Source organism: Micromonospora sp. LH3U1 (assembly GCF_028475105.1).
Classification (GTDB): domain Bacteria; phylum Actinomycetota; class Actinomycetes; order Mycobacteriales; family Micromonosporaceae; genus Micromonospora.
Genome location: NZ_CP116936.1, coordinates 5413661 through 5433535, shown reverse-complemented (window position 1 = coordinate 5433535; position 19875 = coordinate 5413661). Strand labels below are relative to the sequence as shown.

Genomic DNA, 19875 nt, shown 5'->3' with positions numbered 1-19875 from the left:
GCCTCGATCAAGGCTGCGACCTTAGTGCCCAGGGTCTTCGGCGTCCCAGCCCAACTCGGCGAGTTCACGCAGTACCGCGCCCACGCAGGGAGTCCAGAAGAGCAGGACCTGGTCGCGTCCTTCGACCTCCAAAGAAACGGCGGACGCCGGCAGAGGGAACCGTCCGTGAAACGGTCGGTGCGGCAGTGCGGTCACCTGGGCGTGTTGCAAGGTGTCCGAGCCGGTACGCGACGAGAAGGTCAGCGTGCTGTCGTCGGCGTGGAGCTTTACCGTCGGCCAGGCCAGTCGTCGGACAGCGCTGAGAGTGTCGCCTCGGGTGAAGTCGCGGCGGTCAACGTAGGTGAGCCCGCCGCGCGTAACGAAGGTGTCCGAGATCATCGTGGGATGGTACGGCGGGTGCGAGGGCCGAGGCCTGGCGGTGGTGTCGTGCCGTTCAAGCTCAACGGCATCGTCGCGACCCGGGCCGGCGCCGCTGATCAGGCTGGGTCAGCTGCCGTCTCGACTGCCGGCGTGGTAGCGCCTCATTCCGGACGCTCTCCCACGATGCACGCCAGGTTCCTCGGGTGGTTGTCCCTGACCCGCAGGCCTCGCCGGCCACATCGACTCTAGGTTTCCGTGCCGGTTCACTCGCCCTGACTAGGGCTGGGTCAGCAGCGGTGGGCGTTGAGCGGGGCGGCACCAGCGCGGGCTTCGACGGTGGTCGCCGGGGCGACCGACTCCGCCGGGGTCGGCGAGGGCGCGATGGTGGGGGTCGGCGGGGCCGAGGGTGAACTGCTGGGCGTAGGGGCGGTGAGGAAGACCGTGCTGGGTTGGACCTGCTTCGCGATCATCCGGATGGTGGCGGCGGTTGCCTGTCGCCCGTAAACGTCGGTGACCTTGATGCTGTAGGGCCCGGGGCCGAGCCCGCCCTCGACGGTCCAGTAGTTGTCGTTCTGGCGGGCCGCCTTGCGGAAGCCGCCGCCCGGCCCCTGCGCCTCGACCGAGCGGAGCGGGTTGCCGTGGTTGCCCACCTGCACCGCGAACCACCACTGAGACGCGCCCGCCTTCATCCGGAAGGTGAGCCCTCCGTCGAGCGGCGGACTCACCACCGCCCGGTACGTCACCTGCGCTATGCCCTGCGCCCGGTCGGCAATCTTGGCGAACGCCTCGTCGGAGAGGTCGATCTTGCCGGGCCCGCACCCGGCGCACTGGTCCATGACCATGACTCGGACGGTGCCCTTCGGGCCGGTCACGTCCAGGTAGCTGCCGCAGGCCGCGGCCCCGGAGTACGCCGACGAGCCGAGGGCCACGTAGAGCCGGTCCGCCGGTGGGCTCGGGAAGGAGCAGTTGCCGCCCGAGCGGCCGGCGTCGTAGAAGCTGGCCTTTGCCTTGTGGACGGTGTTTCCCGTCGGTGGGGCAGCGCAGGCCGGGGTGGCGCCGGAGCGCACGGCGAGGGTGATGCCGAGTACGGCGGCCAGGGCAGCGACCCCGGCACCGGCCAACCAGTGTCGGATCCGCCGATTCGGCCGGTGCGTACCGCTGTCGCCGGCCGGGGTGTCGTTCTCGGAATCCGTGCCTGGTGCCGTCACGGCGCCTCATGTTGCCGCACCACCTACAGCAGTGCAACAACGTCCGAGTGGGCCGTTCCGGTCAGTCCAACACCTCCACGGTGTCACCGACGCTGACCGTACGACCTTCGCCGGTAGGTCCGTCCGCTTCGGTCCGCACCAACATCTGGAGACCGAAGAGAAGCTTCTTGCCGACGTTGCGCCGTTCGGCGAGCATCCACAGCGGCTCCCGCCCCCGTTCCCCGGTCTCCTGGTTGATCGTCGCGACCAGACAGCGGCCACACTCGATGCCGCCGTGGAACATGGCCCCGCCGATCCTGATCCGCCGGCCGACCCACTCGCCCTCGGCCCACGGCGCGGCACCGCTGACCACCACGTTGGGGCGGAACTGGATCATCGGCAGCGGCCCCTCGGTGCTGCCCGACTCCCGCAACCAGTCGTTGAACGCGTCCAGCGACGCGGTGTTGGCCAGCAGCAGCGGACTGCCGTCGGCGAAGCTCAGCTCGGCGCCGGCGCCAGCCGCAACCTGCCAGGGAACGAGGTTGCCGGTGGGGTCACCGAGCCAGACCAGCCGGGCGGTACGCCCCAACAGCCGGTTGAGCCAGTCGTCCGCCTCGGGGCCGGCGGCGCGTACCGGTGCGGGCCACCGCCCCCGGTAGACCCGGACCTGGATCGCCTCGCCGCCGGTCGGTTCGGCCAGATCGAGCGGGGTCATCCCCGGCGCGTCCAGGGTCAGCCCGCCTGGCCGTGACACCGCCCGCATCGTCACCAGCTCCCGGTGCTGGCGCTGGGTCAGGCCGACCCCGTGGTCGTCCACGATCAGCCACCGTCGGTCGCCGTCCAGGCCCCACGGCTCGACACGCGCCGTGTCGCGGTCCATCCGGCGGCACCCCTTCACCGGGTACGTGTGAATCGAGGCGACTCGCATTCGGTCAGGATGACATGACGTGGCGTGACGCGGGGACCCTCGCTTCGGCGGCCGTCCGTTGCCAGGCGACCCCGATGCCGTCACCGGGAACCAGTTGTGGATCCCTCCTAGAGTCAACTCCGTTTCGGTTAGGGCGGTTGAAGCGTGGTCAAGGGGCGCGTCGATCAGACGCGCGGCCACGGCACAAGCTTCACCACCCCAAGAACGCCGCACCCCGCCGATCTTGCAGGTTCGGTCGCCGAGATGCGTGAAATGTCCCCTACGTCGAGGCAGCAAGTGCAAGATCGCGGAAAGGGACGGGCCGGCCCGCGTCGATCATGGAGGCGTGGTGCCCATTTTGGCGCTATGGCGGTTGCTTTGTCGCCCACCACAACTCCATGATCGACGGGGCGGGGGCGGGGCGGGGCGGGGCGGGTTGGCTAACCGCCGCTCCACCTGGATGAACGGCGTTCCTTCTAGAGTCCGACTGTGGACCGTCGACGGCCAAGCCGAAGCTTCCTGCGGGTGTTCTCGGCGTTCGGGCTGATCTTTGCGTTGGTGCTCACCGCGCATGCGCGTGACGGTCGATGCGAACAGTGCCGTGACGTCGGGTGAGCGCATCCGCGTTCACTACGCGAAGAGCGACCCTTGCCTGAGAGTGCGCGAGGCCGGCGATCGATCCGGATGGTCCATCATCCTCATCGCGGTGGTACTGCTGATCGCGTTCGCCATCATGACCTACGTGGCGTGGCGACGGCCACGACCGCCACTCCCACTGCGATATGCGGGCATGCCCTGAGCAGTCGGACGAAGTCAGAACCAAAGAAGGTGAAAGCCTCTATCTCTGACGTGCAGGAGTACCTCTCGCTAGCGCCGTGGCCTCTCGTCGTCGGTTCAATCGCCCGAACGGCGGGGGCGCAACCCGCTGAGGGCGGTGGTGACGACGAGGTCGGTGTATTCGGCGGTGAGCGGCCCGCTGCGGTGGAGCCATCGGTTGAGCACGGGTCCCCAGATCAGGTCCACCGCCACATCGAGGTCGATGTCCTCGGCGAGTTGCCCGGCCTGTTGGGCGCTGCGCAGGCGCTGCCGTTTGGCCTCCTTCAGCGGCCCGTCCAACCGTTCGGCGTAGGCGGCTGCCAGCTCGGGATCGTGTGCGATCTCGGTGGCCAGCGCGCGCATCGGTTGCTCGTACCGGGGATCGTTCATCTCCTCGACCGTGGCGCGGAGCACCAGGGTCAGGTCGGCTGCCAGGTCGCCGGTGTCCGGCAGTGTCGGCGGCCCACCCTCGGTAGCCTCGCTGAGCATGAGGAAGGCGTCGAAGATGACCGCGCCCTTGGACGGCCACCAGCGGTAGATGGTCTGTTTGCCGACCCCGGCGCGCGCGGCGATGCCCTCGATGCTGACCTTCGCGTACCCGATCTCTTGGAGCAGTTCGAAGGCCGCGGTGAGGATGGCGCGTCGAGAGGTCTCTCTCCGGCGGGCCGTGTTGGGCGTCATGGGGGCTCACCCTACCAGTGGCGAGACGAACCGTCTCGTCTTGACGGTGAGCGTGGGGCGTCCTAATCTCCTTCCATAGCGAGACGGACCGTCTCGTCTCGGATCAGACGAAAGGGAGACCCCTACATGCGCACCTCACCTGACGCTGTCCCACGGACCTGGCTCATCACCGGCGCCAGCCGCGGTCTGGGCCGCGCATTCGCCGACGCCGCGCTCGACCGTGGTGACCGGGTGGTCGCCGCGGCCCGCACCATCGCCCAGGACGACTTCGACGAGCGGCACGGTGACCGGCTGCTGGCCCTGACCCTCGACGTGACCGACCGGGCGGCGGTCATCGCCGCCGTGGCCACCGCGGTCGAGCACTTCGGACGGCTCGACATCGTCGTCAACAACGCCGGCACCCTGTCCATGGGCATGATCGAGGAGTTCACCGAGGCAGAGGCACGAGCCCAGTTCGAGGTCAACCTCTTCGGTGCGCTGTGGGTCAGCCAAGCCGTGCTGCCGCACCTGCGCGCCCAACGGTCCGGCCACATCGTGCAGGTTTCCAGCATCGCCGCGCTCGGTGGCTTCCCGAGCACCGGCATCTACAGCGCGAGCAAGTTCGCCCTGGAAGGCATGAGTGAGGCCTTGGCGATGGAGGCGGCGGCCTTCGACGTCAAGCTCAGCATCGTGCAGCCGGGCGGATACTGGACCGACCTTTACACCAGCATGAGCGCCACCACCCCGCTGGAGGCCTACGCGCCGCTCCGCGCCGACCTGGAGCGACAGTGGGCGGAAGGCTCGATCGACAGCGAACCCCGGCTGGCCGCCGAGGCACTGCTGCGACTCGTCGACAGCGATGACCCGCCGCTGCGGCTTCTGCTCGGCAGCATGGTGTACGACCTGGCGTTCGACATCTCCCGCCGACGGATGGACACGTGGGCGGGTTGGGAGCAGGTCAGCCGAGACGCCGAGCAGGCCGTCGCGGCTCCCGGACCTGAGCAATGAGGGCTGCTCGTATCGCCACGCCTCGGGGGTACGGCGTTCTAGGCTCCGAGATATGGCGGCGGCGTGCCCATCTCGAATTGGCACATAAGTCCGGGCAGTGTCTTCACCCCATGATTTCTCCTCGCGAGGCGCAAACCTAGACGGAGGGAAACACGCATGGCTGTCAAGACCAAGACTCGTCCAGGCACCACGGAGATTCGCCCGTTCACGGTCGAAGTTCCTCAGGCCGACCTTGATGACCTGAAGAGACGCATCGCGGCCACGCGCTGGCCGGAAAAAGAAACCGTTGACGACCAGTCGCAGGGCGTGCCACTCGCGACGATTCAGGCCGTCGCCCGCTATTGGGAGAACGAGTACGACTGGCGCAAGGTCGAGGCGAGAATGAACGCCGTACCGCAGTTCATGACCACCATCGACGGGGTGGACATCCACTTCATCCACGTTCGCTCGAAGCATGAGGACGCGCTGCCGCTCATCGTCACCCACGGGTGGCCCGGGTCGATCATCGAGCAGATGAAAATCATCGAGCCGCTCACCGATCCCACCGCACACGGCGGGAGCGCGTCGGATGCCTTCCACCTGGTGATTCCGTCGCTGCCCGGCCATGGCTTCTCGGGCAAGCCGACCTCGTCGGGCTGGAACCCGGAGAAGATCGCGACCGCCTGGACCGAGCTGATGAAGCGTCTCGGCTACTCGCGGTTCGTCGCGCAGGGCGGCGACTGGGGTGCGGTCGTCGTGGATCAGATGGGGGTGCAGGCGCCTCCGGAACTGCTCGGCATTCACACCAACATGGCGGGCGCGGTCCCACCCGAGATCGACGCCTTGTTCCAAGGCGACACCACCGGCGCGAACAACGCCATGGGTTCCCTGCCATCCGGTCTGTCCGACGACGAGATGCGAGCGGCCGAGGAGGTCAACTACGTCTGGAAGCACGTCGCCTATGCCCTCATGATGGCGACGCGTCCGCAGACGCTGACCGGGCTGGCGGACTCTCCGGTCGGACTGGCGTCCTTCCTGCTCGACCATGACGCGAAAAGTTTGGCCCTGATCGCGCAGGTCTTCGACGGAGCGACCGCAGGTCTCACCCGGGACGACATCCTGGACAACATCTCGCTCTACTGGCTGACGAACACCGCGATTTCCGCGTCCCGTCTGTATGCGGAGAACAAGCTCTCGTTCTTCGCCGCCAAGGGCGTGAACGTCCCGGTCGCCGTGAGCGTCTTTCCCGACGAGCTCTACGAGGCGCCGCAGAGCTGGGCCGAGCAGGCGTACCCCAACCTCATCTACTACAACAAGCTCGACAAGGGCGGGCACTTCGCGGCCTGGGAGCAGCCGAAGATCTTCTCCGAAGAGCTTCGCACCGCCTTCCGGTCACTCCGCTAGATGGCCGTGCACCTGCCCCCGCTCGACGGGGCGGCCGAGTGGCTCAACTCCGAGCCACTCGGCCCCGCCGACCTGCGCGGCCGCGTCGTCCTCGTGAACTTCTGGACGCTGACGTGCATCAACTGGCTGCGCCAGGAGCCGTACGTCCGCGCCTGGTCGCAGGCCTACCGCGACGACGGGCTCGTCGTCGTCGGGGTGCACACGCCGGAGTTCCCGTTCGAGCACGAGGTCGACTGGGTGCGCCGGGCGATCGCGGTGCGATCGATCGACTACCCGATCGCGGTCGACAACGACTACGCGATCTGGCGCGCCTTCGACAACCACTACTGGCCGGCGCTCTACTTCGTCGACACCGACGGTGTCATCCGCGACGAGCACTTCGGCGAGGGGCGCTACGAACAGTCCGAGCGCGTACTCCAGCAGTTGCTCGGCATCGAGCGCGAACCCGTTGCCGTGAAAGGTCTCGGCCCGGAGGCAGAGGCCGACTGGAACAACCTGCGTACGCCCGAGACGTACCTCGGTTTCAGTCGCGGCGAACACTTCGCGTCGCCGAACGGCGCCGCGCTCGACGAACGCCGCGCCTACGAGCTGCCGGGGAGCCTGGGCCTCAACCAGTGGGCCCTGGCGGGCGAGTGGACGATCGGGGCAGAGAACGTCGTGCTCGACCGGGCTGGCGGCCGCATCGCCTTCCGGTTCCACGCCCGCGACGCGCATCTCGTGCTGGCTCCCGGGGCGGGACAGTCGATCCCGTTCCGCGTGCTTCTCGACGGCGACGCTCCCGGCCCGTCCCACGGCGTCGACGTCGACGAGGACGGCAACGGCGTACTCCAGGACGGCCGCCTCTACCAGCTGGTCCGCCAGCACGACGCGGTCCGTGAGCGGACCCTGGAGATCACGTTCGGTGAGCCCGGCGCCGCGGCGTACGCCTTCACCTTCGGATAGACCCGATCAGCGGCGCAGGTCAATCGTGCTGACGGTGCCCGAGAACGGTGAGATGGTGCGTATCTGAGCGCCGGGGCGTAGGCGGGTGTCGGTCGCGTACCGGTCGGAGAGCGCCTTCTCCGCGGCCTCGTCGCCGTCGTCGGCGGCGAGCAGCAGGGCGGCGATCTCGTCGACGAGCGTGAGGTCGGCGTCCGCGAAGTCATCGGGCATCGCGCCGAAGCCGTCCCACAGCAGCAGTTCGTCCTTCTGCCGATGGGCGAGCTCGTGCAGGACGTAGTCGTAGATGAACCAGGCGCCGCGGATTGGCGATTCCGGGGCCACGCCGTAGACGTCGGGGTCGATCGTCCCGGCCCGGTACGCCAACCACACCCGCGCTGCCGAGTCGAAGAGCCCTGCCGTCGGGTCGATGTCGTAGCCGTCGAACCGCCAGTCGCCGGCCGGGTCGATCTCCGGGTCGGCCCAGACCCAGCGTTCGCCGTTCCAGTGCTCCACCAGCACGTGATCGTGGTGCCAGCCGGGCGTGAAGTAGGAGGCGAAGCCGACCCGGCTGCGGCTGGGAATGTCGTGCTGGCGGAGCACCGCGACCGAGAGCAGCGTGTGGTCCCGACAGCAGCCGGCCACCCGGTCGGCGGCCGGACGCTCGGCGCTGAGTGGCAGGGGAAAGCGGGACTGGTCGGTGTCGAGGATGCGGTCCACCCAGCGGCAGTTCACCTCGTCGAGCCGGTCGCTGGGCAGGTCGACGCCCCCGGCGCGGTAGTGGACGATCACGTTCCGGGCGGTCGCCGCCACGGTGGCGATGTCGGTGGGCACCGCATCGAGCAGTGCCGCATGCCGGCCGGGGTCGCTGTACGGGGAGTGTTGCCGGTAGTCGTCGACATTCACGAGACGATTCTTCATCCTGCCACCGTGTCAGGGTCAAGGCGTCGGCCCGCGATAGTGTCGACTGCTGTGACAACGCCCGAGATCACCATCGCCACCCCAGCGGATCGTCCGGCGGTGGTGGGTTCGCTGGTCGCCGCGTTCGTCAAGGATCCCGTCCTGCGATACCTGTTTCCCGACGAGGAGACCTACCCCCGGTACGCCGCGGCCTTCTTCGGGCACCTCTTCGACAAGCGGGTGCACAAGTCGTCGATCTGGACGATCGGTGGGGGTGCCTCGGTTGCCGTCTGGGAGCCACCGGCAAACGGCCACGGATCGCCGGACGGTGGTCTCGCCGCTCGTTACCCCGCCGATGTGCTGGGCCGGGTTCAGGGCTACGACGAGGCGGTGCACGCTGCACTGCCAGCGTTTCCGTTCTGGTACCTCGGCATCCTGGGCACGCACCCTGACAGCGCCGGACGCGGGTGGGGTCGCGCCGTCATGAGGGCCGGGCTGGATCGCGCCGCCGCGGATGGTCTGCCGGCGATCCTGGAGACGAGCAACCCGGCCAACGTCGAGCTGTACCGCCGTGCCGGTTGGGAGGTGGTGCACTCCCTGGCGGAGCCCGTGCCCACCTGGATCATGCAGCAGCCGCCCCGCTGAGGCGTGGACGCCCTAACGGTTGGCGGATCAACTCCAGCGACACGGCCCACCGCCGGATCTTGGACAGTTTCCGTTAGCGGGGCGGGCTCAACCGGTGGTTGCAACACCCTTCGGTGATCTTCGTTGGGGTGGTTATGGCGTCGAGGTTGAGCCCGCTGGAGCGGGAACAGATCGGGTTGGGTCGGGCTGCGAATGAGTCGTTGCGGTCGATCGCGCGCAGGTTGGAGCGGTCGGTGTCGACGATCTCGCGGGAGGTAGGCCGGTTCGAGCGCTACGGGCAGCGGTATCAGCCGTCGATGGCGCAGTGGGCGTCGTTTCTGCGGCATAACCGCTCCGGGCGGGTGCCGCGGTTGGCTGGTGACGGGCCGTTGCGTCAGATAGTGCTGGATATGCTGCGGCGACGTCGTTCGCCGCAGCAGATCAGTGCCCGCCTGCGGGCGCAGTTCCCGGACACGCCGGAGATGTGGGTGTCGCACGAGACGATTTACCAGGCGATCTACCTGCAGGCGCGGGGCAATCTACGCGCGGAGTTGACGCGGCAGGTGGCGTTGCGATCGGGTCGCGCCGCTCGCCGCCGTCGGGCAGCGAGCGCTGGGGCGGTGCGTTCGGCTCGGCCCTGGGTGAACCTGCGCATCGCTGACCGGCCGGCCGAGGTCGCCGACCGGGCGGTGCCGGGGCATTGGGAGGGTGACCTGCTCGAAGGAGTCCGTCGGGGTGGGTGCGGTGGTTCCGCGATCGCCACGTTGGTGGAACGCGCTACCCGGTTCGTGATCCTGGTCGGGCTGCCCGAGGGCAAGGTCTCCGAACACGTCGTGTCTCAGCTGGCCGCCGCGATGACCTGGCTCCCGCAACGGTTACGAGCCTCGCTAACCTGGGACCAGGGCGTCGAGATGGCCCGACACCGTGACTTCACCATCGCCACCGACTGCCCGGTCTACTTCTGCGACCCACACAGTCCCTGGCAACGCGGCAGCAACGAAAACACCAACGGACTGCTGCGCCAGTACTTCCCCAAAGGCCAATTCGACTTCACCACCATCGACCAAGCCGGCCTCGACCACGTCGCCGACGAACTCAACGACCGCCCCCGCATGACCCTAGGCTGGGCCACCCCAGGTGAGAAGATGACCCAGCTACTCAGTGTTGCAACCACCGGTTGAGCCCGCCCGGATAACGGAAACTGTCCAAGATTTACGCGTGACCGCCGGCTGGCCTCAAGCGGCGAAGATGCGCGCGTAGATGTCGTCGATGACGTCGTTCTTCGCCAGGCTGTAGTCGCGGGGCCGGTGCGCGGTGTCGCGCGCGAGGCGTCGCTTGGTCGCGGCGTACAGCTCCCGGTCGTGCGGATGCGAGCGCAGCCAGTCGCGGAAGAGCCGGTGCCGGACCGGTTCGGGCGCACCCTGCGGCCACACGTGCAGATTGATGTCCTCGCCAGGACTGACGCGCTGCACGACGTCCTGCGGATACTCGGCCACGTCAACCTCCTGAAGAAGCAAAGTCCGCCAGGCTACGACATCGGCGCTGCGTCGAGTCGGGCGTCGACCCGACTGTTGTGGGCACCGGATGTCGGGTGCACGGGAGGCCCCGCCGCCTAGCGTTGCGCTCGAAAGGGAAGGAGGCCCGGGTGCTGGAACGGCTGAACGAAGCCATGGCGTACATCGAGCGGCACCTCGATCAGCGGATCGAGGTGGCCGAGCTGGCGCGGATCGCGTTGACGTCGGAGTACCACTTCCGGCGGCTGTTCTCCGCGCTGGCCGGCATCCCGCTGTCGGAGTACATCCGTCGACGTCGGCTGACCGTCGCTGGTGCGGACGTGCTGGCGGGGGAGCGGACGTTGCTCGACGTCGCGGTGCACTACGGCTACGGGTCGGCGGAGGCGTTCGCCCGGGCGTTCCACGCCGTGCACGGCGTGGGGCCCGGAGAGGCTCGGCGTACGGGGGCAGCGCTGCGCGCCCAGCCCCGGATGTCCTTCCGACTCACCGTCGAAGGGAGCGGCAGCATGGAGTACCGAATCGTCGGCAAGGACGCGTTCACGCTGGTGGGGCGTAAGGCCCGGGTCCCGCTGGTGCACGAGGGGATGAACCCGGCGATCGTCGCGTTCATCCGGAGCATCGGCAAGGAGACGACCGGGCGGATCGAGGCGCTCTCGGACCAGGAGCCGAAGGGGATCGTCAACGTCAGCGACAACCTCGCCGGCAGTCGGGAGGAGGGTACGGAGCTGGACTACTGGCACGGGGTGGTGACCGGCGCCGCGCCACCGGAGGACCTGGACGCGCTGCCGGTGCAGGCCGGGTCGTGGGCAGTGTTCACCACGTCGGGCGCGTTCCCGCAGGCGGTGCAGTACCTGTGGCGTGACGTGTTCACCCAGTGGTTTCCGTCCAACCCGTACCGCAGCCGACCTGGACCGGAGATCTCCCGGGTCCGGGTGTCCGCGGACGGCACCGAGGCGGACGCCGAGCTGTGGATTCCTGTCGAAAGGGTCCCCACCCCTATGTAGAGTTCCGATACAGTGGCCGGATGCGGATCACCATTCCGGTCGCGAAGGTGCTCGCGGCGCTGCTCGCCGAGCCCGACGAGCAGCGCTACGGGCTGGACCTGATGCGTTTGACCGGCCTGCCCAGCGGCACCCTCTATCCGGTGCTGCACCGGCTGCGGGGGGCCGGCTGGCTGGCCGCCGACTGGGAGGCGATCGATCCCGTGGCGGCTGGCCGGCCGGCCCGCCGCTACTACCGGCTCACGGCTGAAGGGGTGGCGCAGGCCCGCCGGACGCTCGCCGACCTGCGTGCCGCGATCCCCGACGGTCGTCCCTCGTGGGGCGGCACCGAGCCGACCGGGGCGCCAGCATGGTGACCCGCCGGGCCGCCGAGTTGCTGCTGGAGATGGCCGCGCGCCGCTGGCCGGCCGACGTCCGCGACGACCTGCGCCGCGAGTGGGCCGCCGAGCTGCACGTACTCGCCGAGAGTGGCCGCCGGACCAAGATGGTCGGCTTCGCGGTGAGCCTCGCCGTCAGCCGGGCTGGCGCCCCGCTTGTCGACCGCACGATGATGCACCGGCGGGCCCGCCGCACCGCGGCCGCGTTGCTGCTGTCCCCGCTCGCCTGCATCGGGATCGTGGTCGGCGGCGCCTACGCGTTGTCCCCGATCCAGGTCTGGCTGACCGGAGTGAGTGGGTCGGAGCGGGCGCAGAAGCCGATCTGGACGGCGTTCACCGTCGGCTTGGCGGTGCTGCTGGCGGTGTTCGCCGCGCGCTGGGCCCGGCACACCGCACTCGACGGCCCGCTACGCATCGCGCTCGGCGTGGTGCTCCCCATCGGGGCGGCCGCAGTCGTGTTCCTGTACGTCCTCTACCCGGACGAGCTGGCCGCCACCGTACCCGGACTGCTGCTCTGGTTGGCCGGCCTGACGCTGGCGCTCTGGGCCGCGGCGAGCCTCGCCGCCCGGAATCGCCTCCGCGCAGCCTGGTGGGTGGGTGTCCTCGGCGCACTCGCCGCCGCCGACCTCGCGGTGATTCTCGCTGTTGTCGACGCCATCTCGGCGGGCAGTCGCGCCGGCCCGGTCGTCGGCCCGACGCCATTGCACAGCGTCGACTGGATCACCGCGCCGCTGTGGCTCCTCGCCGCCTGGACGGACTGGAACATCGGCCTACCCCGGCCCACCATCCCGTGGGAGATCTTCGGAATCATCACCAACCACGTGCTGGCGGAACCCATGCTCTACCTGGCGTGCATGCCCTACGCGCTCGCGTACACCATTCGGGCGGCCCGGTCGGCGCCCTCCGCGCCGGTCGCCCTCGCGCCAACCCCGACCCCGGTCTGATCCGTGCAGCTCAGCTGGGTACGTCGTCCCACGTCGTGCCCGGCTCCAGGTACCCGGTCACCTGGTTCTCGCGCAACGCGTACGCGATGACCAGCAGGGCGTGCTTGTCCAGCTCGGGCAGCCGGTCCAACGAGAACCACCCCACGGCCAGCGACTCGTCGTCGTTGACCCGGGCGGTGCCGGCCACCACCCTGCACAGGAAGCCCAGGTTGAGGTATTCGCAGCGGTCCCCGTTGGGGTAGGTGTGCGGGTGCGAGACAGCGCTGGACAGCCGTACCGGCGCGACGTCCAGGCCGGTTTCCTCCTGCACCTCACGGACCAGCGCCGTGGCCGGCTGCTCGCCCGGCTCGACGAACCCGCTGATCACCGACCAACGCCCGTCGTCGGCACGCTGGCCGAGCAACAGCTCACCGGCGTCGTTGCGGACCACAGCGCTGACGCTGGGCAGCCAGAGCAGTTCCGGGCCGACGTGTTTGCGCATCCCCACGATGTAGTCCGGTATCGCCATCCGGCGATCATAGGCCGCGACCCCACGCCGGAAGTGGCCGTGCAGCCGACGGCTGGCGAGCGAAGTATCCCGACCTGGGCTTCTTTTGGTGTTCCGGCCCGGGACGCCGTAACCAGCTCTACTGTGGAGAGGGTCGGCGACTTGTGCGATCCGGTGGCGGCCGGTCGGTTCGCGGTGCACAGTGATTCCCATGAGCGACAGCGGACGTAGTGGGCAGTTCTACTGGTGCACCCGGCACCACCGGGTCGAGACGGACGCCAACGTGTGCCCGGCGAAGCACGTTCTCGGCCCGTACGACTCGGCGGCCGACGCGGAGAACGCCCTGCAGCGAGTGCAGGAGCGGAACGAGGCGTGGGATGCCGAGGACGCTCGTTGGGCCGGGGAGGACAAGTAGGCGGCGCGGGACGGCCCGCGCCGAGGTATTTCGTGCTCCGCGAGGACGCACGCGAGAGCACGTCCCCAAGGAGGGAACCACGATGGCCGAGACACAGCAGGCCACCACCCGCCCGGCCGCCCGACGCACCACCGCGAAGAAGACCGCCGCGGCGGAGCGGAACACTGCGGCGAGCCGGACCACCCCCGTCCGCAAGTCCACTGCGGCTGCGGCTGCGGCGAAGGCCCCGGCCAGGAAGGCCGCCGGCGGCGCGGGGCGCGCCCCGGCGAAGAAGACCACCACGGCGGCCACGAAGGCCCCCGCGAAGAAGGCGACGACCAAGGCCACCACCAAGGCGTCCACCGCGGCCAAGAAGGCGCCGGCGAAGACCTCGGCCGCCACCCGCAAGACGACCGCCAGCGCCAAGCGGACCCCGGCGTCCGCCGCGAAGAAGACCACCGCCGCCGCGAAGAAGACCACCGGTACGGCGAAGAAGACAGTGAGCGCGGCCAAGAAGACCACGACCTCGGCGGCGAAGAAGACCACTGCCGCGGCGAAGGCGCCAGCGCGCAAGACCGCGACCAGGACGTCCCCCGTCAAGAAGACAGCGGTGAAGAAGACGGCCGCGACGAAGACGACCGCCAAGAAGGCACCGGCCAAGAAGGCACCGGCGAAGAAGACGACGGCGAAGAAGACCGCGTCCACCCGCCCCAGCGGCGGTGTCCGCAAGGCCGCCGCGAAGAAGGCCCCGGCCGCGAAGGTGACGGGCACCTCGTCGACCACCGCGCGCAAGGCCGCCGCGAAGAAGGCCCCGGCGAAGAAGACCGTCGCGGCCAAGGCCCCGGCCCGCAAGGTGACCGCCCGCAAGTCGCCGGCCCGCCCGGTCGCCGCACGGGCCACCGCCCCCGGGGTGCGCGCAGCGCCGCTCGAAAGGCGACCGGCTGAGAGGGCGGGTCACGCCGGCCCGTCCGGGTGGTGGGTCGGGCGGATTTCTCGGCCGGTCACCGGAAGCGGATCACCCGCGGCACTGTCAGGATTGACCCCGTGGTCATCCGACGCGTACTCGCGCCCCGCATCGACTTCGGCGCTCTGCGCCGCGAGCTCGGCCTGTCCGAGGATTTCCCGACCGACGCCCAGCGTGAGGCCGACGAGGCGGCTGCGGCACTGCCGCAGCCGCCCGTCGACCGCACCGACGTACCGTTCGTCACGGTTGACCCGGCCAGCTCCCGCGACCTGGACCAGGCGATGCACCTCGCCCGCCGCCCAGGTGGGGGTTACCGGGTGCTTTACGCGATCGCCGACGTCGCGGCGCACGTGACTCCGGGCGGCGCGCTGGAGGCGGAGACCTGGCGGCGAGGGCAGACCATCTACCTGCCCGACGGGAACGTGCCGCTGCATCCACGGACGCTCAGTGAGGGCGCTGCCAGTCTGCTGCCCGACGACGACCGGGCCGCCGTGATCTGGACCATCGACCTGGACGCCGACGGTGCCACGGTGGCCGTCGAGCTGGAACGCGCCCTGGTCCGTAGCCGGGCCAAACTCGACTACACCGGCGTGCAGGCGGCAGCCGGCGCCGGGCGGCTACCCGACCCGATCGCGCTGCTGCCCGAGATCGGCGACCGACTGACCGCCCGAGGGTTGCGGCGCGGAGCCATCAACCTGCCGCTGCCCGAGCAGGATCTGGAGCCCGACGGCGAGGGCTGGCGGCTGGTGCTGCGCGCGCCGGTGCCGATGGAGGAATACAACGCCCAGATCTCCCTGCTGACCGGGATGGCCGCCGCCGACATCATGCTGGCCGGCGGGATCGGCGTGCTGCGTACGATGCCGGCGCCGAAACCGGAGGCGGTGCAGCGACTACGGGCCGCCGCCGCGCCGCTGGGCGTGCACTGGCCGGACGATGTCGGCCCGGGTCAGGTGATCGCCGGTCTGGACGCCGCCCAGCCGCGCGCCGCCGCGTTCATCGACCAGGCCGCCGAGCTGATGCGCGGCGCCGCGTACACCGCCTTCGACGGGACGACGCCGGAGCAACCGGAGCACGGTGGCGTGGCGGCCGCGTACGCCCACGTCACGGCGCCGTTGCGGCGCCTGGCCGACCGGTATGCCACCGAGGTATGCCTGGCCCTGTACGCGGGCCAGCCGGTGCCCGACTGGGCCCGCTCCGCGCTGCCCCGGCTGCCCGAGGTGATGGCGAGCACCGACCGGACCGCCTCGGCGGCCGCGAGGGGTGCCGTCGAGCTGGCCGAGGCGGTGCTGCTGGCGGACCGGGTGGGCGAGACCTTCGACGCGGCCGTGCTCGACGTCGACGCCCCGCCCAACGGCCGGTCCCGCCCCCGACCGCCCGGCGGCACCGTCGCACTGGACGCCCCGCCGGTACGCGGCCGCTGCCTCGGCCAACTCCCGCTCGGCGAACGGGTCCGGGTCCGACTCGTCACCGCCGACCCGACGGCCCGCACGGTCCTGTTCGAGCTGGCCTGACGCAACGACCGGCTCTGGTCTGCTGCGCGTTCTGGCTCTCTGCGGGTTGTGGTCCGCCGCACCGGCTGCCGGTTCCTCGCTGATGGGCGCGCGGTCAGCCGGCGGCAGCGGGGATTGTCACAGCGCTCGGCGCTGCTGCCGGCCGGGCGGTTTGCGAGGATGAACCCATGGCATACGACGCGAGCACGCTGCCCGACGTGTCCGGGCTGACGGTCGGCATCATCGGAGGCACCGGCGACCAGGGGCGGGGCCTCGCCTACCGGTTCGCGCGGGCCGGGCAGACGGTGCTGATCGGCTCCCGGTCCGCTGAGCGGGCCGCCGAGTCCGCGGCTGAGATCGCCGCCCTGCCCGGGGTGCCGGCCGACGGCAGCGTCACCGGTGCTGCCAACGATGAGGTGGCCCGACGCAGCGACGTGGTCATCATCGCGGTGCCGTGGGATGGGCACGCGGCCACCGTCGCCGCCCTCGCCGAGCCGCTCGCCGGCCGGATCGTCGTCGACTGCGTCAACCCGCTCGGCTTCGACAAGCAGGGCCCGTACGCGCTGACCGTCGCCGAAGGCAGCGCCGTCCAGCAGGCCGCCGCGTTGCTGCCCGACTCCCGGGTCTGCGCGGCGTTCAACCACGTCAGTGCGCCGCTGCTGGCCGACCCCGAAGTCGACCGGATCGACCTGGACGTGCTGATCTGCACCGAGGACCGCGAGCTGGTCGACGTGGTCGGCGCGCTCGCCGCCCGGATCCCCGGGATGCGCGGCATCTACGCCGGACGGTTGCGCAACGCCCACCAGATCGAGGCGTTCACCGCCAACCTGATCGCCATCAACAAGCGCTACAAGGCACACGCCGGCATCCGCGTCACCGACCTCTGATCAGGTCCGCTGATCGACTCCGTTTCCTTGATATCGGGGTGTCCCTGGCACTGGGACACCCCGATATTGGCAAGACCGAGTCGATCAAGCTGCTCTGCGTACTAGAAGGTGTGTTCGGCGGCCGGGAATTCGCCGTCCCTGACCTCGTCGGCGAAACGACGGGTGGCGTCGGTGAGGGCACCGGCCAGGTCCGCGTACCGCTTGACGAAGCGTGGCGCCTTACCGGTACGCAGCCCGGCCATGTCCTGCCAGACCAGCACCTGCGCGTCGGTGTCCGGGCCGGCGCCGATGCCCACCGTGGGGATCGGCAGTTCGTGGGTGATGCGCTTGGCCACCTCGCCGGGCACCATTTCCAGCACCACCGCGAACGCGCCCGCCTCCGTCACCGCCCGCGCGTCGGCGAGCACCTCGTCGGCCGTGTCGCCCCGGCCCTGCACGCGGTAACCGCCCAGGGTGTGCTCGCTCTGCGGGGTGAAGCCGATGTGCGCCATCACCGGAATGCCGGCACCGACGATCGCGGCGATCTGCGCGGCGCAACGGCGGCCGCCCTCCAGTTTCACCGCGTGGCAGCCGCCCTCCTTCATGAACCGGACGGCGGTGCGCAGCGCCTGGGCCGGGCCCTCCTCGTACGAGCCGAACGGCAGGTCACCGACGACCAGGGCCTGCCGGGTCGCCCGCACCACGGCTCGCACCAGCGGGAGCAACTCGTCGGCGGTCACCGGCAGGGTCGTCTCGTAGCCGAACACGTTGTTCGCGGCCGAGTCGCCGACCAGCAGCACCGGGACGCCGGCCTGGTCGAAGATCGACGCCGTGTACTGGTCGTACGACGTGAGCATCGGCCACCGTTCGCCGCGCTCCTTGGCGGCGATCAGGTCGCGGGTGCGGACCCGTCGGGTGGCCGGGCCGCCGTACAACGCGGTCACCTCGTTCGGAGTGGACTCCACCATCTCTGTCTCCCTTCCTCGAGGCCGCCTGCGCGGTCCCCGGGTTCTGTCGCGATCGTCGCACCGCGAGACGGGGTGACGGCAGGGCCCAGTGCAAGATGTCACTCCACCCCCGGCGAGGCCGCCGCGAGACGGTGCCGGGCCGCGCCACCGACCCGGCACCCCCAGGTGTACGGCTCAGCCGTGCTCGCGCCACCGGTTGGTGATCGGCAGACGGCGGTCCCGGCCGAACGCCTTCATGGAGATCTTCGTGCCCGGTGCCGACTGCCGTCGCTTGTACTCGGCGGTATCCACCAGCCGCAGCACCTTGTCCACCACTGCCGGGTCGTGACCCGACTCGACCAGCCCGTCGCGGCCGAGGTCACCGTCGACGTAGCCGATCAGGATCGGGTCCAGTACGTCGTACTCGGGCAGACTGTCGCTGTCCAGTTGGCCCGGGCTCAGCTCGGCGCTCGGCGGCTTGCCGATGGAGTTCTCCGGGATCGGGGCGGTCTCACCACGCCGGGCAGCGTCCGTGTTGCGCCACTTCGCGAGCCGCCAGATCAGCGTCTTCCAGACGTCCTTGACGGGGTTGAAGCCGCCCACCGAGTCGCCGTACAGGGTGGAGTAGCCGACCGCCAGCTCGCTCTTGTTGCCGGTGGTCAGCACCAGGTGGCCCTCCTGGTTCGACAGCGCCATCAGGATCACGCCACGAACCCGGGCCTGCAGGTTCTCCACGGCCACCCCGGACAGCGACAGGTTGGCCAGGAAGCCGTCCACCATCGGCTGGATCGGCTCGACGCGGTAATCCAGGCCGGTGCGCTTGGCCATGTCGGCGGCGTCCTCCCGCGAGTGCTCGGAGGAGTGCTGGCTGGGCAGCGACACCCCGACCACCCGGTCCGGCCCCAGGGCGTCGACGGCCAGCGCGGCCACCACCGCCGAGTCGATGCCGCCGGAGAGACCGAGCACCACCGACGGGAACCGGTTCTTGTTGACGTAGTCGCGCAGGCCGAGCACCAGTGCCTGCCACACCTCGGCCTCGTCGGCCACCGGCTCGATCAGCCCGCCGTTGGCGGCCGGGCCGGACGGCGTGGGGGGAATGCCGTCCAGTGTGCTGCGCACGACCCGCATGCCGTCCGCGACGGCCTCCGTGGTCGGCGGTGTGGTGGCGGCCGGCAGCTCGACGTCGTGCACGAGCAGGTGTTCGACGAACTGCGGGGCGCGGGTGAGCAGCTCGCCGTCGGCGGTGACGATCATCGAGTCGCCCTCGAAGACCAGCTCGTCCTGGCCGCCGATCATGTTGACGTACGCGATGGCCGCGTTCGCCTCGGCGGCCCGGCGGCGGACCAGCGGCAGCCGGACGTCGTCCTTGTTCAGCTCGTACGGCGAACCGTTGATGTTGACCACCAGGCCGACGCCGGCCTGCCGGGCGGCGGCGAACGGACCGCCGGCCTGCCACAGGTCCTCGCAGATGGTGAGCGCGACGTCCACCCCGCCGATCCGCACCACGGTCAGGGCGTCACCGGGGACGAAGTAGCGATCCTCGTCGAAGACACCGTAGTTGGGCAGGTGGTGCTTGAAGTAGCGGGCGGCCACGGCGCCCCGGTGCAGCAGCGCGGCGGCGTTACGGGCGCCCCGGCCGGGCTCGGCATCCCCGCTGACCTGCGGCGGTCCGTCGGCGTCCAGGTAGCCGACCACGACCGGCAGGTCGCCGAGGCCGTCCGCGGCGAGGTCGGCCGCGAGCCGCTCCACGGCGGCCCGGGACCCGGCGACGAAGGAGCGCCGGAAGACCAGGTCCTCGACCGGGTACCCGGTCACCATCATCTCCGGGAAGAGCACCAACTGGGCACCGGCATCGGCGGCCTGGCGAGTCCAGCTGCGGACCAGGTCGGCGTTTCCGGCGAGGTCGCCGACGCTCGGATTGACCTGGGACAGGGCGAGACGCAGGGTGGGCATGTCCTCATCTTGCCCCAGCCTCCTCGGGAGAATCCGTACCCTCGGACGAGATGGCCGCCACGCTGCGGTGGCAGGCGTTCGTCGGGTGGCAGGGGCACGCGCTCGCGGGGCGGGACGCGAGGGGACGGCCGGCGGGAGTTCGCGTAACGTCTGCGTAACCAGGCCCGGGAACACT

20 protein-coding genes are annotated in these 19875 nt (G+C 70.1%); 10 read left to right on the top strand and 10 right to left on the bottom strand.

Annotated features, from left to right (window positions below):
* Window positions 1-21: 21 nt before the first annotated feature.
* From PCA76_RS24775 to PCA76_RS24760, 4 genes are all read right to left on the bottom strand, one after another.
* On the bottom strand, window positions 22-378 hold the full coding sequence (locus PCA76_RS24775; RefSeq protein ID WP_272612842.1) for a hypothetical protein: 357 nt from the start codon (window positions 376-378) through the stop codon (window positions 22-24).
* A 269-nt stretch (window positions 379-647) separates the two neighbouring features.
* Entirely contained in the window at window positions 648-1568 is a 921-nt protein-coding gene (locus tag PCA76_RS24770; protein ID WP_272612841.1) for an expansin EXLX1 family cellulose-binding protein, read from the bottom strand.
* A gap of 61 nt (window positions 1569-1629) precedes the next feature.
* Complete coding sequence (locus tag PCA76_RS24765) at window positions 1630-2475, bottom strand: MOSC domain-containing protein (protein ID WP_272612840.1); 846 nt, start codon at window positions 2473-2475, stop codon at window positions 1630-1632.
* Between the two features lie 873 nt (window positions 2476-3348).
* A complete protein-coding gene (locus tag PCA76_RS24760) occupies window positions 3349-3951 on the bottom strand; it encodes a TetR/AcrR family transcriptional regulator (protein WP_272612839.1) in 603 nt (200 codons plus the stop codon).
* A gap of 126 nt (window positions 3952-4077) precedes the next feature.
* On the opposite strand from PCA76_RS24760, the gene PCA76_RS24755 reads away from it, so the two are divergent.
* The 3 genes from PCA76_RS24755 to PCA76_RS24745 all read left to right on the top strand — a co-directional run bounded on the left by PCA76_RS24755 (window position 4078) and on the right by PCA76_RS24745 (window position 7263).
* On the top strand, window positions 4078-4938 hold the full coding sequence (locus PCA76_RS24755) for an SDR family oxidoreductase (RefSeq protein WP_272612838.1): 861 nt from the start codon (window positions 4078-4080) through the stop codon (window positions 4936-4938).
* A gap of 156 nt (window positions 4939-5094) precedes the next feature.
* Window positions 5095-6321, top strand: a complete 1227-nt coding sequence (locus tag PCA76_RS24750) for an epoxide hydrolase family protein (protein WP_272612837.1) — start codon at window positions 5095-5097, stop codon at window positions 6319-6321.
* The gene (locus tag PCA76_RS24745) at window positions 6322-7263 is read left to right on the top strand and encodes a redoxin domain-containing protein (protein WP_272612836.1); all 942 of its coding nucleotides are present in this window, start codon (window positions 6322-6324) and stop codon (window positions 7261-7263) included.
* A 6-nt stretch (window positions 7264-7269) separates the two neighbouring features.
* Here PCA76_RS24745 and PCA76_RS24740 read toward each other — a convergent pair whose 3' ends face one another.
* Entirely contained in the window at window positions 7270-8160 is an 891-nt protein-coding gene (locus PCA76_RS24740) for a transglutaminase domain-containing protein (protein ID WP_272612835.1), read from the bottom strand.
* Window positions 8161-8211: 51 nt separating this feature from the next.
* On the opposite strand from PCA76_RS24740, the gene PCA76_RS24735 reads away from it, so the two are divergent.
* On the top strand, window positions 8212-8784 hold the full coding sequence (locus PCA76_RS24735) for a GNAT family N-acetyltransferase (protein ID WP_272612834.1): 573 nt from the start codon (window positions 8212-8214) through the stop codon (window positions 8782-8784).
* A gap of 134 nt (window positions 8785-8918) precedes the next feature.
* The gene (locus PCA76_RS24730) at window positions 8919-9944 is read left to right on the top strand and encodes an IS30 family transposase (protein ID WP_272611387.1); all 1026 of its coding nucleotides are present in this window, start codon (window positions 8919-8921) and stop codon (window positions 9942-9944) included.
* A gap of 54 nt (window positions 9945-9998) precedes the next feature.
* Here PCA76_RS24730 and PCA76_RS24725 read toward each other — a convergent pair whose 3' ends face one another.
* Window positions 9999-10259, bottom strand: coding sequence for a GrpB family protein (locus PCA76_RS24725; protein ID WP_272612833.1), 261 nt, complete (start codon window positions 10257-10259; stop codon window positions 9999-10001).
* Between the two features lie 149 nt (window positions 10260-10408).
* Between PCA76_RS24725 and PCA76_RS24720 the strand changes: the two genes are divergently transcribed.
* Genes PCA76_RS24720 through PCA76_RS24710 form a run of 3 tightly spaced genes read left to right on the top strand, consistent with a single transcriptional unit; the run spans window position 10409 to window position 12599 of the window.
* Window positions 10409-11281, top strand: coding sequence for an AraC family transcriptional regulator (locus PCA76_RS24720; RefSeq protein WP_272612832.1), 873 nt, complete (start codon window positions 10409-10411; stop codon window positions 11279-11281).
* A 20-nt stretch (window positions 11282-11301) separates the two neighbouring features.
* Window positions 11302-11634, top strand: coding sequence for a PadR family transcriptional regulator (locus tag PCA76_RS24715; RefSeq protein WP_272612831.1), 333 nt, complete (start codon window positions 11302-11304; stop codon window positions 11632-11634).
* The gene (locus tag PCA76_RS24710) at window positions 11595-12599 is read left to right on the top strand and encodes a hypothetical protein (RefSeq protein WP_272612830.1); all 1005 of its coding nucleotides are present in this window, start codon (window positions 11595-11597) and stop codon (window positions 12597-12599) included. The genes PCA76_RS24715 and PCA76_RS24710 overlap by 40 nt, the downstream gene beginning before the upstream one ends.
* Before the next feature lie 10 nt (window positions 12600-12609).
* Here PCA76_RS24710 and PCA76_RS24705 read toward each other — a convergent pair whose 3' ends face one another.
* Both PCA76_RS24705 and PCA76_RS24700 read right to left on the bottom strand, forming a co-directional pair.
* On the bottom strand, window positions 12610-13107 hold the full coding sequence (locus tag PCA76_RS24705) for an NUDIX hydrolase (protein WP_272612829.1): 498 nt from the start codon (window positions 13105-13107) through the stop codon (window positions 12610-12612).
* Window positions 13108-13225: 118 nt separating this feature from the next.
* Complete coding sequence (locus PCA76_RS24700) at window positions 13226-14380, bottom strand: hypothetical protein (protein WP_272612828.1); 1155 nt, start codon at window positions 14378-14380, stop codon at window positions 13226-13228.
* A gap of 144 nt (window positions 14381-14524) precedes the next feature.
* On the opposite strand from PCA76_RS24700, the gene PCA76_RS24695 reads away from it, so the two are divergent.
* Both PCA76_RS24695 and npdG read left to right on the top strand, forming a co-directional pair.
* The gene (locus PCA76_RS24695; protein ID WP_272612827.1) at window positions 14525-15955 is read left to right on the top strand and encodes an RNB domain-containing ribonuclease; all 1431 of its coding nucleotides are present in this window, start codon (window positions 14525-14527) and stop codon (window positions 15953-15955) included.
* A gap of 167 nt (window positions 15956-16122) precedes the next feature.
* On the top strand, window positions 16123-16821 hold the full coding sequence (npdG, locus tag PCA76_RS24690; protein WP_272612826.1) for an NADPH-dependent F420 reductase: 699 nt from the start codon (window positions 16123-16125) through the stop codon (window positions 16819-16821).
* 101 nt (window positions 16822-16922) lie between these two features.
* On the opposite strand, the gene panB is transcribed toward npdG, so the two are convergent.
* Both panB and PCA76_RS24680 read right to left on the bottom strand, forming a co-directional pair.
* On the bottom strand, window positions 16923-17768 hold the full coding sequence (gene panB / locus PCA76_RS24685) for a 3-methyl-2-oxobutanoate hydroxymethyltransferase (RefSeq protein ID WP_272612825.1): 846 nt from the start codon (window positions 17766-17768) through the stop codon (window positions 16923-16925).
* Window positions 17769-17942: 174 nt separating this feature from the next.
* A complete protein-coding gene (locus PCA76_RS24680) occupies window positions 17943-19700 on the bottom strand; it encodes an NAD+ synthase (RefSeq protein WP_272612824.1) in 1758 nt (585 codons plus the stop codon).
* Window positions 19701-19875: the final 175 nt, after the last annotated feature.